The sequence below is a fragment of the Synechococcus sp. PH41509 genome (genome assembly GCF_020514285.1).
Lineage (GTDB): Bacteria > Cyanobacteriota > Cyanobacteriia > PCC-6307 > Cyanobiaceae > Parasynechococcus.
The window spans coordinates 38,603-52,045 of the sequence record NZ_VTLD01000007.1; the positions used below are offsets into that span (position 1 = coordinate 38,603).

General features: G+C 61.5%; 12 protein-coding genes and 1 pseudogene. 5 read left to right on the top strand and 8 right to left on the bottom strand.

Going from position 1 to position 13,443, the window contains the following annotated elements:
* Nucleotides 1-31: 31 nt before the first annotated feature.
* Both rplI and FZZ88_RS03420 read right to left on the bottom strand, forming a co-directional pair.
* Nucleotides 32-490: a 50S ribosomal protein L9 gene (rplI, locus tag FZZ88_RS03415; protein ID WP_115024586.1), complete on the bottom strand. Its 459-nt coding sequence runs from the start codon at nucleotides 488-490 to the stop codon at nucleotides 32-34.
* A gap of 77 nt (nucleotides 491-567) precedes the next feature.
* Nucleotides 568-1,479, bottom strand: a complete 912-nt coding sequence (locus FZZ88_RS03420; protein WP_166016295.1) for a fatty acid desaturase — start codon at nucleotides 1,477-1,479, stop codon at nucleotides 568-570.
* Nucleotides 1,480-1,646: 167 nt separating this feature from the next.
* Between FZZ88_RS03420 and FZZ88_RS03425 the strand changes: the two genes are divergently transcribed.
* The 4 genes from FZZ88_RS03425 (at nucleotide 1,647) to FZZ88_RS03440 (ending at nucleotide 6,628) form a co-directional block, all read left to right on the top strand.
* Nucleotides 1,647-2,918 carry a methionine gamma-lyase family protein gene (locus FZZ88_RS03425; protein ID WP_166016297.1) on the top strand — a complete coding sequence of 424 codons (1,272 nt, stop codon included), beginning with the start codon at nucleotides 1,647-1,649 and terminating at the stop codon, nucleotides 2,916-2,918.
* Nucleotides 2,919-2,928: 10 nt separating this feature from the next.
* Nucleotides 2,929-3,318 carry a glycine cleavage system protein GcvH gene (gene gcvH, locus FZZ88_RS03430; RefSeq protein ID WP_115024583.1) on the top strand — a complete coding sequence of 130 codons (390 nt, stop codon included), beginning with the start codon at nucleotides 2,929-2,931 and terminating at the stop codon, nucleotides 3,316-3,318.
* A gap of 112 nt (nucleotides 3,319-3,430) precedes the next feature.
* Nucleotides 3,431-6,244, top strand: a complete 2,814-nt coding sequence (gcvP, locus tag FZZ88_RS03435; protein ID WP_230332815.1) for an aminomethyl-transferring glycine dehydrogenase — start codon at nucleotides 3,431-3,433, stop codon at nucleotides 6,242-6,244.
* 129 nt (nucleotides 6,245-6,373) lie between these two features.
* Nucleotides 6,374-6,628, top strand: coding sequence for a hypothetical protein (locus FZZ88_RS03440; protein ID WP_115024581.1), 255 nt, complete (start codon nucleotides 6,374-6,376; stop codon nucleotides 6,626-6,628).
* A 2-nt stretch (nucleotides 6,629-6,630) separates the two neighbouring features.
* On the opposite strand, the gene FZZ88_RS03445 is transcribed toward FZZ88_RS03440, so the two are convergent.
* The 5 genes and pseudogenes from FZZ88_RS03445 to FZZ88_RS03465 all read right to left on the bottom strand — a co-directional run bounded on the left by FZZ88_RS03445 (nucleotide 6,631) and on the right by FZZ88_RS03465 (nucleotide 10,436).
* A complete protein-coding gene (locus tag FZZ88_RS03445) occupies nucleotides 6,631-6,837 on the bottom strand; it encodes a hypothetical protein (protein WP_166016301.1) in 207 nt (68 codons plus the stop codon).
* 156 nt (nucleotides 6,838-6,993) lie between these two features.
* Nucleotides 6,994-7,161, bottom strand: a pseudogene (locus FZZ88_RS03450) (pirin family protein); the annotation flags it as partial.
* Between the two features lie 64 nt (nucleotides 7,162-7,225).
* Entirely contained in the window at nucleotides 7,226-7,741 is a 516-nt protein-coding gene (locus FZZ88_RS03455) for an NADPH-dependent FMN reductase (RefSeq protein ID WP_166016303.1), read from the bottom strand.
* Nucleotides 7,742-7,841: 100 nt separating this feature from the next.
* Nucleotides 7,842-8,555: a rubrerythrin family protein gene (locus tag FZZ88_RS03460; RefSeq protein ID WP_166016304.1), complete on the bottom strand. Its 714-nt coding sequence runs from the start codon at nucleotides 8,553-8,555 to the stop codon at nucleotides 7,842-7,844.
* Nucleotides 8,556-8,633: 78 nt separating this feature from the next.
* Nucleotides 8,634-10,436, bottom strand: coding sequence for a diflavin flavoprotein (locus tag FZZ88_RS03465; RefSeq protein WP_166016306.1), 1,803 nt, complete (start codon nucleotides 10,434-10,436; stop codon nucleotides 8,634-8,636).
* Nucleotides 10,437-10,486: 50 nt separating this feature from the next.
* On the opposite strand from FZZ88_RS03465, the gene FZZ88_RS03470 reads away from it, so the two are divergent.
* Complete coding sequence (locus FZZ88_RS03470) at nucleotides 10,487-11,623, top strand: hypothetical protein (protein ID WP_166016308.1); 1,137 nt, start codon at nucleotides 10,487-10,489, stop codon at nucleotides 11,621-11,623.
* On the opposite strand, the gene FZZ88_RS03475 is transcribed toward FZZ88_RS03470, so the two are convergent.
* Nucleotides 11,617-13,365: a diflavin flavoprotein gene (locus FZZ88_RS03475; protein WP_166016311.1), complete on the bottom strand. Its 1,749-nt coding sequence runs from the start codon at nucleotides 13,363-13,365 to the stop codon at nucleotides 11,617-11,619. The genes FZZ88_RS03470 and FZZ88_RS03475 overlap by 7 nt on opposite strands.
* Nucleotides 13,366-13,443 lie beyond the last annotated feature (78 nt).

The following is a 13,443-nucleotide window of genomic DNA, read 5'->3' on the forward strand; positions in this document are numbered from 1 at the left end:
GATGAGCCGTTTGAGTGTTGTTTGACAGGGATCAGTAGCTGACCACTTCCAGGTTGATCTCGGCGGTGACTTCGCTGTGAAGCTTCACCGTGACGGTGAACTTGCCGGTGCGGTGGATTTCAGGCACCACGATGTCGCGGCGGTCGATCTCCTTCTTGGTGGCTGCTTCGATGGCTTCGGCCACATCACCGTTGGTCACGGTGCCGAACAGAACGTTGTCTTCCCCGGTCTGCTTCTTGACGGTGAAACGCCCGATGGTGGAAAGGGCGGTCTTGAAGTCGAGGGCTTCCTGCTTCAGAGCTGCCTGACGTTCAGCTTCCTTGGCCCGGCGGTGCTCCACCTGCTTCATCACCGCTGGGGTGAGGGGCACAGCTTTGCCGAAGGGGAGCAGGAAGTTACGGGCATAACCCGGAGCAACTTCCACCAGGTCTCCGTCCTTGCCCAGGCTGAGGAGGTCCTCATTCAGAACGACTTTTACACGCTTAGGCATGGGACCGGAACGATGGATGAAGGCGGGTGCGATCGACCACGTTACGACGTGGCCTGTTGGTAAGAAGTCTCAGAGCCTCAGGAGGCTTCGTTGACGTAACGAGCCGTGCGGACCCGGCTTGCCAGACCAAGACGCTTGAGCAGCCGCACGTGTTGCCAGGTGAAGTCGAATTCAAACCAGCGCAGACCGTGGCGAGCGCTTGCGGGGTGAGCGTGGTGGTTGTTGTGCCAACCCTCACCGAACGAGAGCAAGGCCACCCACCAGCAGTTGCGCGAGAGGTCAGGGCAATCGAAGTTGCGGTACCCGAAGGCGTGGGTGGCTGAATTCACCAGCCAGGTCACGTGGTAGACGACCACGAGGCGGAGCGGGATGGCCCACAGAACCAAGCCAAGGCCTCCACCATGAACCTGTGCAGCTTCCCCGAACCAGTACAGCCCAAGTCCCAGGGGGATTTGAAGGAGCAGGAACCAGCGGTCGAGCCAGCGATAAAAGGGATCGCATTGAAGGTCGCCGGCGTAACGGTCGAGCTCTCTTAAAGCAGGGATGTCGTGGAGCATCCATTCGCTGTGGCTCCACCACAGCCCACGCCCAGCGTCGTGGTGATCATTGGGTTGATCGGAGAAGCGATGGTGATGGCGATGCAATCCCACCCACTCGATCGGGCCGCTCTGACATGCGAGGGTGCCCATGAGCACCAGGATGCGCTCCACCCATACCGGAACCACCAAGCTGCGGTGTGCGACCAGACGGTGTAGGCCAAGCGTGACGCCCAGCACAGTCATCCAGTACAAAACTCCGAAAGCCACAACGCCCTGCCAGCTCCAGAACCTTGGGAGCAGGGCCACGGTGGCTAGCACGTGCATCACCAGCATGAAGCTGGTGGTACCCATCTTCAGCTTCCGCTGACGAGCTGGCAGGGGCTCACGCCGTGCCACCACCGCTGCCCGCTGGCGTAGCTCACGGGTGTCAGCTGTTTGCGAGGAAACCAATCGGATTCTCCTGAAATTGACAAGCCGCTCAGACAGGGAAACCGTGGAGCGGATGGTGCCGTTAGTGACAGAAATCTAAAGGAGTTCACGAAGTGCAGAGGTTTGGCACCTTCGTAAGAGTCGCGTCGGTCAGGACCTATGAAGGCAAGAACTCAGCAAGGAAACGGATGATTAGTGCAATCGCAAATCATCTGATCGAAGTGGTGGCAAGGGATCAGGCTGAACTTGCCGCAGCGAGGACGGCGTCCGTGCAGCTGCGTTTGCAACGGGTCCTGGATGCGCTGTCGGCTGAGCGTGTGGGTACACAGCACTTCACTTCGCTGACCGGCTACGGCCATGGTGACCAAGGGCGTGAGGTGGTGGATCGGGTCTTTGCCCGGGTGCTGGGGGCCGAAGCCGCAGCAGTGCGCCTGCAATTCGTGAGCGGCACCCATGCCATTGCGGCAGCGTTGTTTGGGGTATTGAGGCCCGGTGATCGTTTGCTGTCCATTACTGGGCGCCCCTACGACACCTTGGAAGAGGTCATCGGTCTCCGCGGTCAGGGTCAGGGCTCCCTTGCAGACTTCGGGATCTCTTACGACGAAATCGATCTGCAGCCCGACGGGGCAGTGGATGAGGTGGCGTTGAGTCAGGCCTTGGAGCAGTCCTGTCGGATGGTGCTGATCCAGCGCAGTTGTGGTTACAGCTGGCGGCCCTCGGTCACGGTCGATCAGATCGCAAGGCTGTCTGAACGCATCCATGCGCGCCAGCCCGACTGCGTTGTCTTTGTCGACAACTGTTACGGCGAGTTGGTGCAGGAGCAGGAGCCAACTGCTGTTGGGGCGGATCTCATCGCTGGATCCTTGATCAAGAATCTCGGCGGCACCATTGCCCCCACTGGCGGTTACATCGCCGGACGGGCTGATCTTGTCGAGCAGGCCTGCTGCCGGCTCACGGCGCCGGGGATCGGTCGTGAGGGCGGCACGGGATTTGACCTGCAGCGGCTGGTGCTGCAGGGCCTGTTCCTGGCACCGCAGATGGTGTCGGAGGCATTGATCGGCGCGGATCTCGTGGCGGGGGTGTTCGCGCGACTTGGTTTCCCTGTGAATCCCATGCCGGGCGCGGTGCGTAGCGATTTGATTCAGGCGGTTCGGCTGGGAAGTCCGGAAGCCCTCAAAGTCGTGTGTCGAGCCTTCCAGTCGACATCACCGATTGGCGCTTACCTCGATCCGGTGCCTGCATCCATGCCGGGGTATGCCTCCGATCTCGTGATGGCAGGGGGGACGTTCATTGACGGCTCTACCAGTGAATTTTCGGCCGATGCGCCGCTGCGGGAACCCTTCAACCTGTACGTGCAGGGCGGCACCCATCGGGCCCACATCCGCCTGGCGTTGTCCCGTGCGTTGTGTGACCTGAATGCGGCAGGACTGATCAATCTCACGCAAACTGGGATCACCTGAAACTGCGTCGATGGCGTTCGCGTTCCCCGACTCTTTTCGCTTCGCCGACAGCCACGAGTACGCCAACGCCGATGGAGATCTGGTGCGGGTGGGCATCAGCGCCTTCGCCGTTGATCAGCTCGGCGACATCGTGTTCGTCGACCTGCCGGACGTGGGCTCCAGCTTGGCGAAGGGCACCAGCTTCGGATCGGTGGAATCAGTGAAGGCTGTGGAAGACATGTACGCACCCATTGCCGGGGAGGTGGTGCAGCGCAATGAAGCGGTGCTGGCCAGTCCGGAGGAACTCCAGAACGATCCCCATGGCGAGGGCTGGCTTTTGGTGCTGCGTCCAACGGATCCCTCCGAGCTCGACAGCCTGATGACTGCGGAGGCCTACGGCGCGAAGGTCAACGCCGGCTGACATCAACCACGGGACGCGGCTCTTACGATCGCCCCGTGCGCTGCTGCTTTAGACATTGATCTCTCCTTTTTCGCAGCGGCATATCGGCCCGAGTGCGGCGGAACAATGCCGGATGCTGAACGCCCTCGGCTACAGCGATCTGAAGGGTTTCATCACTGATGTCGTGCCCGACGACATCCTTGACCCAACGCCGCCTTACGAAGCATTGCCCGAGGGCTGTGGAGAGGCGGAAGCCCTCAGGCAGCTGCAGGAGCTGAGCGAGTCCAATTCACTTCGACGCTCCTTGATTGGGTTGGGTTACTACGGCACAGCAACCCCGGCTCTGATTCAGCGCCACGTTTTTGAAAATCCGGCCTGGTACACCGCATACACCCCGTATCAGGCGGAAATCGCCCAAGGCCGTCTTGAGGCCCTTCTGAACTTTCAAACCCTGATCAGTGAGCTCACGGGTTTGCCGATCGCTAACGCGTCGCTGCTGGATGAAGCCACCGCAGCAGCGGAGGCCATGAGCCTCAGCTTCGGGGTTTGCCGTCGCCCCGAGGCGACCCGGTTCTTGGTGGACGCCAATGTGCTGCCGCAGACCTGGGCCGTGCTGCAGACTCGCGCGGAACCTCTTGGCATCACCCTTGAGCGGATCGACCCGGCAACGGCGCCGATCGATGCGTCCGTGTTCGGAGTTCTGCTCCAATTGCCCGGGGCTGATGGTTGTCTCTGGGATCCAACTGCCGTGATCGAAGCGGCCCATGCGGCTGGCGCTTTGGCCACTGTGGCCATCGATCCGTTGGCGCAGACCCTGATGGCGCCTGTGGGATCCCTGGGGGCCGACATTGCCGTGGGCAGTGCCCAACGCCTGGGGGTGCCGATGGGATTCGGTGGCCCCCATGCCGCCTTTTTCGCCACGGTTGAGGCCTACAAGCGCCAGATCCCGGGTCGTCTGGTGGGGCAGTCCAAGGATGTAGAAGGCCGCTCGGCCCTGCGGCTGGCGCTGCAGACCCGTGAGCAGCACATCCGTCGTGACAAAGCCACCAGCAATATCTGCACTGCTCAGGTGTTGCTCGCCGTGATGGCCTCTTTCTATGCGGTGCATCACGGCCCTGACGGCCTTCAGGCCATCGCCCAGCGCATCGTTGGGCTGCGCAGCCAGTTGGAGCAGGGCCTGAAGGCTCTCGGGTATCCGCTGGCTTTGGCGGACCGTTTCGACACCGTCACCGTGCACTGTGCGGCGGCGCCTGCCGTCCACAGCGCCGCTGCCGCAGCAGGCTTCAATCTGCGGGTGCTGCCAGATGGCGCCGCTCCGGCGGACGCCACCGGATTCGGCATCAGCCTGGATGAGTTGTCGGATGAACGGGAGCTGCAAGTGCTCCTGGGGCTTCTGGCGGAGGCCTGCGGTCAGGAGGTACCAGAGCTTGAGGCTGCGCTGCCCGAGTCCCTGTCCCTGCCGCAGCGCAGCCAACCCTGGCTGACCCAGCCGGTGTTTCATCAGTACCGCAGCGAGACGGAGCTGTTGCGCTACATCCAGCGGTTGGTGAGCCGTGATCTTTCCCTGGTGCACGGGATGATCCCCTTGGGCAGTTGCACCATGAAGCTCAATGCCGCCGCTGAGCTGCAGCCGGTGAGTTGGCCTGCCTTTGCGGCATTGCATCCGTTTTCTCCAGTGGATCAGACGGAGGGCTATCGCTGCATGGCCGACGATCTGGAGCGATGGTTGGCGGCTCTGACGGGGTTTGCAGCCGTGTCGTTGCAGCCCAATGCCGGTTCTCAGGGGGAATATGCGGGGCTGCTGGTGATTCGCGCCTGGCACCGCTCCCGCGGGGAGGCCCATCGCGATATCTGTTTGATTCCTACCAGCGCCCATGGCACCAATCCCGCCAGTGCCGTGATGGCCGGCCTCAAGGTTGTGGCTGTCGCCTGTGATGAGGAGGGCAACATCGATCAGCAGGATCTTGCTGAGAAAGCTGCTGAGCATGCCGATCAGCTGGCGGCGTTGATGGTCACCTACCCCTCCACCCACGGCGTCTTTGAAACCGGCATCCGTGAGATCTGCTCCGTTGTGCATCAGCACGGTGGGCAGGTGTACCTCGATGGGGCCAACCTCAATGCGCAGGTCGGGCTTTGCCGTCCTGGTGCGTTCGGTGCCGATGTGTGCCATCTCAACCTGCACAAGACCTTCTGCATCCCCCACGGGGGCGGTGGCCCAGGTGTAGGACCGATTGGTGTGGCGGCGCATCTGGCGCCCTTCCTCCCGGGTCATCCGTTGCAAGCCGGTACGTCAACCGCCATCGGACCCGTTTCCGCAGCAGCGCTCGGCAGCGCCAGCATCCTGCCGATCAGTTGGATGTATCTACGGATGATGGGGGCGGATGCCCTGCGGCAGGCCAGTGCCGTGGCGCTGTTGTCAGCCAACTATCTGGCCCATCGGCTTGACCCCTATTACCCCGTGCTGTTTCGGGGCAGCACCGGTCGAGTGGCCCATGAATGCATCCTTGATCTGCGGCCGTTGAAACGGGAAGCGGGAATCGATGTTGATGACATTGCCAAGCGTTTGATGGATTACGGCTTCCACGCACCCACCGTCAGCTGGCCGGTGGCTGGAACGGTGATGGTTGAACCCACAGAGAGCGAAAGCCTGGCGGAGTTGGATCGCTTCGCCGATGCCCTGGTCGCGATCCGTGAGGAGATTCGTGCCATTGAAAACGGCGCCAGCGACCCTCAGAACAACCCGTTGAAGCGTGCCCCGCACACCCTGGTTGCAGTGACAGCGGATGACTGGGATCGTCCCTACAGCCGTCAGCAGGCCGCATTCCCGATGGAGGGTCAGCACGAGAACAAGGTCTGGCCAGCTGTGGCTCGGATTGACAACGCCTTCGGTGATCGCAACTTGATCTGCACCTGTCCCTCTGTGGAAGAGGTGGCTGTAGCGGCTTGAGACCCTGGTGCGAGGGCGTCAGAGCGTGTAAATTTTCACTGAAAGTGGAAAAATTGGTTTGATTCCGTTCATCGCCCTTGCGGGTTCGGTCAAACTGTTCGACAACTGATTCGTCTGTCGGGGGACACCATGGATCGGGACAACATCAAGAAATCTGGCCTCAGGACCGTTGAAGGACCTGCCCTTCCTCAACTTCCGGACGGTCTTGAGTCGGCCTTCAATCGTGGCCACACTTTGTCGATTGAAGGAACGAATGTGATTCGGGTTCCGTTCGGTACTCGCCGCTCCCGTCGCAGCCGCCCTGAGCGGCCCGATCACTGGGCCACCCTCGTCATTCCTCTTCAACCGGTGGGCGATCCCACCCCTCCACCGGCAGCGGCCTGAATTCAGGCCACTCCGATTTCTGATGCTTCCTGCGAAAGACGCCAGTCCAAAAGGGCTTTGACGTCGGCCAATGAGCAGGTCGGTGTGCGGAATGGCAGAAGCAGCATGGGACTGCGTTCAGGTCGCACCAACCAGCTTCGATTTGTTTGAGGCATCAGAAGGAATCCGCGGTAACGCACCGCGGCTTCATGACCGTTCATGAATCCCATCGCTCAAGGGTTTGTTTGAAAGTGACTCCGTCATTTCAGGGCGCAAGATCTGGTGTTGCGCGCTTGCACCGAATCTCTTCCGGATTGCTGCGTTCAAGTGATCAAACGGAGATCAGTTTGCGAGATCGCAACGGCCTGTCAGTCGTGCCCCCACAGGTGGTGGTGTATGCCGGAACCCTTTCCAGCAGAGATGGTGTCGTCGTTGATCACCCGCAAGGGGCCGAAGCCCATCCAGTTCGGATTCTGATGGCCGCTTAACGAAAAGCTGTGCCAGAACTCAAGTCAGACCAGTTGAGTGTGAAAGCGCTCGGAAGCCGGGCGCATCCGCAGTGATGGAGTGTTGACAGGTAACGCTTGGAAAGGGGATATGCGTGGCGAGGTGTTGGGTTCAGAGCTGAATGGGAGTCATCTGCAGCAGCCGTTGCACCAGGTCGGCGATGCTGTCGTCTTGAGGTGGCTTGGCGTAGTTGCTGAGCAGCTGTCGCCCGACGACCTGGGCTCCAAGGTGCGTCAGCTGGATGCGCAGCGAAAGGAGCAGTTCCATGCCGCCACCACCGGAAAAGGTGGCCATGGCAATTGGCCGCCCGTTGAAGAGGGCTCGGAAGTCATCTCCTGTCACCGAGAGCCAGGCAATGGCATTGGTGAGGGATGGCGGAATTGAGCCGTTGTATTCCGGTGCGCAGATGACCCAGCGCGGAGTGTGCTGCAGCTTGTCGTGCAGGGTCTCAAGATCGGGGCCGGCACCCGCTTCCTTGACTCTCGGTGTGAACAGAGGCAGGTCGAGCTGCGTCAGGTCGATCAGTTCGGCAGTGGCGTTCTGAGCCGCTGCGGCCTTCACGAAGCGTTCAGCCAACTTGAGGTTCTCGCCATTGCTTGCTGACAGAACGATGAGATCGGAGGGCATGGAGAATTCGGAACTTGATTGAATCGTGCAAGTTCTGCCTTGTTCTCACAACAAGGCCCGCCGCGCTTGGACGATGCGCTGACGGACCTGGGAGTAAGGGTCAGGCGGCCTTCAACTCGGCTTCCCGGTAGGGGGCAAAGTTGGCTTTGCGGGCGCCGCAGATCGGACACTCCCAATCGTCTGGAATCGCTTCAAAGGGTGTGCCTGCGGCGATGCCGGAATCCGGATCTCCCTCGGCGGGGTCGTAGATCATCGAGCACACCTTGCAGATCCATTTGCCTGGAAGGGGTTGATCGGCCTGGCCTGCCGTTCCTTTGCCTTGCAGTGCCTCCAGGGCGACGCCATAGGTTTCGGCGTGATGCTGTTCGATCGGGGTTAGCAGGCCGAAGTTCTTAGCGGCGGTCCGGAAGCTGCCGGCATGCTCCTTGGATTCGCTGCTTTGCTCGGCAAATTCCACCTCAGCTCCGCTGTCCCGGTCCTGACGGGCCTGGGCGGCGAACTCCGGATACATCGTTGTGTACTCGTAGGTTTCGCCTTCAATCGCCAGTTCCAGGCAGCGGGTCAGCATCGCTTGCTTCTCGTTGTCGCTGAGCTGGTCGGGGTTGCCCACCACTAATTCGGGATGCAGTAGGCGGAAGTGTGCAAAGGCATGCTCTGTTTCTTGGGTCGCGGTTTCACGAAACAACTTGGCCAGGTCTTTGTGACCCAGTTGTTTGGCCACATCCGCAAAGAACAGGTACTTGCGGTTGGCCATGCTCTCGCCGCCGAAAGCGGCTTCGAGATTGGCGTGGGTGGATGGCTTGGAGAGGTCCATCGAGGAGAAGCGATCGTTTCAACAGACTACGCCTAACTCATACTCACTATGAGTTAGGCGATGGTACGGGTTGCCGGCTCAGTAGTTGGCGCCGCTGCGGCGTTGGTGCACCGCAGTGCTGCCCTTCGCATCCAGCACCCCACCGTGATCCACCTCGGCGTAGATCAGCCAGTGGTCGCCGCATTCCATCCGCTGGCTTACTTTCCCGTCTAGCCAGGCCAGGGCATCCGGCAGCAACGGCTGTTCGGCGGGGCTTGTGTCGAGCTCAAGGCCTGCAAAGCGATCAGCACCGGGCTCGAACGGTTGCAGGAATTGCTTCATCGCTGCTGTTTCGCGACCTTCTGCCAAAACGTTCAAGGCGAAGCGATCGCCCTTGTGCAGCAAGGCTTCCACGGCGCGGTCTTTGGCGACTGCCACGGTGATGCCAGGAGGACTGAAGCTCGCCTGACTCACCCAGCTCGCCACCATGGCGCCGCTTAGATCGGCTTTGCGTGTGGTGAGCACGCAGAGGGAGCCGATCACGCGGCCCAGGGCCAGGACCGCTGGATCGCTGCGGCTTTCACTCAATCCCCCAGCACTGCGCCGCTGCGCTCGCTTCTGGCTCTGCAGCAGTTGGCGGGCGAAACGGGTGCCGGTCTCTTCCAGCTCCTTCACCCGTGCGGCATCTGGACTGAACTTCACCCGGATCGGCTCGAAGCCAAAGCTGAAGCCGCCGTCCCGCAGCTTGGTTTCCAGCAGATCCACCGCCTCGCCGCTCCAGCCGAAGCTGCCGAACACCCCCACGGGCTTGTTGCGATCTCCTTCCGCCAACAGGGTGCCCAAGGCCGAAACAATCGGCGTGGGGGCATGTCCTCCCAGGGTCGGTGAGCCGATCAACACGGCATCGGCCTGCTGGATGGTGCTCACCAGTTCATCGGCCGGGGTGAATTCGCAGTTCAAGCTGCTCACCCGGATGCCGGTGCGGCTGACCCCGCGGGCCAGGGCGTCGGCAATGGCCGCGGTGTTGCCGTAGGCGCTGGCGAACAGCAGGGCCACCGTCAGGCTGGCGTTCTGCTGGCCTTCTCCCCAGCGGCGGTAGTCACTGAGCAGGCTGCGCCAACTGGCTTCGATCGCGGGGCCATGGCCCGGCGCGATGGTGCGGATATCGAGCTCTTCGAGCCGTTCCACTAGGGCATCCACCTGACTGGCCATGGGAGCCATCAGGCAGTCATAGAAGTGACGGCGCTCTTCTTCTGTGCTGCTGCGGTTGCTTTCGGCCCAGCTGTCCGTGCAGAGGTGGGCACTGAAGAATTTGTCGCTCATCAGCAAGCCGAGGCTTTCCTCAAACGCCAGCAACCCTCCAGGCCAACGGGGGGTTGGGGCCGGCAGCAGCATCAGGCTGCGCTGATGGCTTAGGGGAAGCGTTTGCTCCTGGCGGATGATCCGCAGGGGCGGCAGGGCGGGCAAGGGTGGTTGTTCGCTCGTTTCTCCGGGCGGGGCCGGTTTGCGTTGGCTCCACAGTTCCTTGATCAACTTGGCGCCCGGGTTGGAGACGATCAGTTCCAGCCCGGCATAGGCCTCCGCTAAATCCCGCAGCAAGGCAACGCGGTTGGGATTGACGTGACCCACGACCACCAGCAGCGGTGCATCGTTGCTGGGTAGGGCGTCGGCAAGCACCGGAAGAAAGGCTGCGCTGTAGGCCACACCTGGAGGGTGAACCAACACGGCAGGGGCACCATCACCGGCCTCAAACAACACGCTGTTGGCGGTGCTTCCCCGCTCCAGGGCGTACTCCAGTTCAAAGCGGTGGCGTTCGGGGCTCAGACCGCGGAGACCAACGACCCCATCGTCGATCAGCAGTTGGATCGTGCGACGCGTGGTTGCGGTGCTGGTCACGCTCATCTTCGAAGCAAGTTGAATGTAGGCGTGTTGTTGATGAGACCAGCAGACCTGTGCCGCAGAGCGTTGTTGTTCTCTCCTCCCAGCTGATCACCACCCTTTCGGCTCTGGCCTATCTGCGTTGGCGGGGAATCCGGGGGACCCGGCTGCACGTTGTTTCGCTCTATCGCGACGATCTGAGTCATTCGAGCAAGGCCTTCCAGCCGCTCTTGCATCAGCTCGCCGCCCAGGATGGGCATCAATGTCAGTTCATCCAGATCCCCCCAGATCAGTTCGGAGTGCTCCGGCTCAGCGCTGGGGACAGCGTGTTGATTGGGCCCGAGCCGCTCAAGTGCAGCCTGTTGCTGCTGCCGCGGTTGGACGACCGCGAAGGGCAGCGAATGCTGCTTGGGTATCAGGCTTCTGAGGTGGTGGAGCTGGGGGAATCGATTGGGGTCGAGACCTGCCTGTATTCACCTGCCGGCCGTCGGGAACGCCGACGGGTGCTGCAGCGATTGCGGTGCTCTGAAGGGCGAGCTGTGGTCCGACAGGATCCGCTTGTTCCCTTGGATCAGCCTGTTGATTTGGCACGGCTGCGTTGTCTGCTCGACCTTTGCGCGGTCTGTCGTGCGTCATTGGCCGAGACCACGTCCTCCAACAGCAGTCCCTTCATGGGGGTGATGCTTTGTTTGCCTTACCTCAAGCTGCAGTCATGGCGCTTTCGCTGGCGCTTGATGGGCCGATCCCTGGGTTGGCGCCAGGCGCCAGTGATCGAAAACCGTTCGTATTTCAGGCGTGCCGTTGGTTCAGCGTTGCGCCACCTTCCCGCGGCTGCGCCGGTGGCGGTGCAAGCCCATCCCAGGAATGAGGCGCACCATGGGTTGATCGACCAGCTGTTGCGTCCGCTGCGCCCCAACGCTGTGCTGCAGGTGCTTGCATCGACAGACCCCCTGGAGGTGCGGCTGTCCAGCGGATGGCCTCGTGAAGGGAGTTCACCTTGGTGTGTACTGGGTTTCGGCACCAACCTCTTGGCTGCGGCGGTGTTTCTGGCGCCTCACCACCAAGGTATTGGCCTTTGCCAGCCAGCTGGCGAGGGCTGGTGGCGGCTGGTCGATCAGCTGTTCAACCGTCGTGAGTGGCAAAGAAGCCAGCACGTGCGCACCGTTCTGGCCAACCTGCTGGACGCACTTGATCGGCTGCAATCTCAGTAGTGGTTGCCCACCTTGCGGTGATGCACCGCGGTGCTGGCTTCGGCATCGGCCACGTTGCCTTGCTCCACGACGGCATAGATGATCCAGTGATCGGGGCCTTCCATCCGCTGCTCCACCCGGCAGCCAAGAAAAGCCAGTGCATCGGCCAGCACCGGGCCTCCATCGGCTGTTCCTTCCAGCACATTCACCCCGGCGAAACGATCGGCACCAGGGGGGAAGCGTTTGAGGAAATGACGCATCAGCTCCTGGTGGTTGTCCTGCCGGAGAACATTCAGCACGAACCTGTCGCCGACCTGCATCAGTGCTTCGATCGCACGGTCTTTGGCTACAGCAATCGTGAGCCCCGGTGGTGTGAAGCTGGCTTGGCTCACCCAGCTGGCCACCATGGCGCTGCGGCGCTGCGACTCGCCATCCCCCTGGCTTGCGGTGACCACATAGAGGCCACCACTGATGCGACCAAGAGCCTTGTCGAGGTCGCCATCGAGGCTTTTCATCGCCGCGATTGTCTTCTCCTTGGTGAGCAGCTGACCAAGGTCGGTGCCCGCCTCTTCGCAACGTTGATAGTCGCTGCCCTGTGGCAGTTGTTTGATCCGCAATGGTCTGAATGCTGGTTTCTGCCCCTGGCTGCGCAGTTGATCGGCGACGGCGTCGATCGGCTCATCGTTGCCGCCGAAGGCGTCGTAGACCCCCACCAGTTGCTTGGGATGAAGGGCCGCCAGCAGGGTGCCGATCGAGGCCTGGAGATCAGGTTCCGGTTCCGATGGCCAGGTCGGCACCACAACAGCCTTGGCGTCGCCAATAAGTGCGGTGAGTTCCTGCAGATCGGTGGCCCGCAAGTCCACCAGTTGCACCTGGGCATCCGCCTTGCCGATGCCGTGGGCAATGGCCTGGCTGATCCGATCGGAGAAGCCGTACTGGCTCAGATAACAGACGGCTGCATAACTCTCTCCCTTGCTGCGTTGACCACTCCAGTCGCGGTAGTCACTGATCCAGTGGCTGAGGTGATGGCGTAGCAGGGGGCCATGGCCCACGGCGATCGTGTTGATCTCCGGCAGGCCATCCATGCGCTTGAGGGCCTGCAGAACGCTGCGGGCATTTGGGCCCATCAAGCAGTCGTAGTAGAAGCGGAAATCGGGAGCGATGGCGCCGGGGTCGGCGTCGAAGACATCATCGGAGCAGTAATGCAGGCCGAAGGCGTCGCAGGTGTAGAGGATGCCCGTGCCGTGATCGAAGGAAAAGATCGTGTCTGGCCAGTGCAGGTTCGGAGCGCTCAGGAATTCGAAGCGGTGCTGAATGCCGCTGTCTGGGTTCGTGCCGAGATCCAATTCTTCCCCGGATTTCACGGCACGGGATTTGAAGGGCCGGTGCACCTGGTCCTGCAGGAACTGCAGCGCCACCTTCGATCCGACGATTTCAATGTTTGGGTTGAGGTCGATCAGATCCCCAATTAGTCCGGAATGGTCCGGCTCCGTGTGGCTCACGATCAACACATCAATCGCGATTGGATCGATTTGCTCCTTGAGCAGGGGAATCCAGGTATCGCGGAACTTGGCGTGGCTGGTGTCGATCAGGGCGGTGCGTTCTCCCCGCACCAGGAAGGCGTTGTAGGTGGTGCCGTTGCGCAGGCCAAATTCGATATCGAAGCGGCTGCGATCCCAGTCCAGGGAACGAATCGTGCTGGTGTCGTCTGCAATGGCCTCGCACTGAAGCGACAGCTTCGGAGCAGCAGGAGCGACGACCATGAAACCGACCGTGACGGAAGTCGACTCTACGGAGATTGAGCGGGGGAAGGCGGCGGAGACTGGTAGCAACTGCAACCT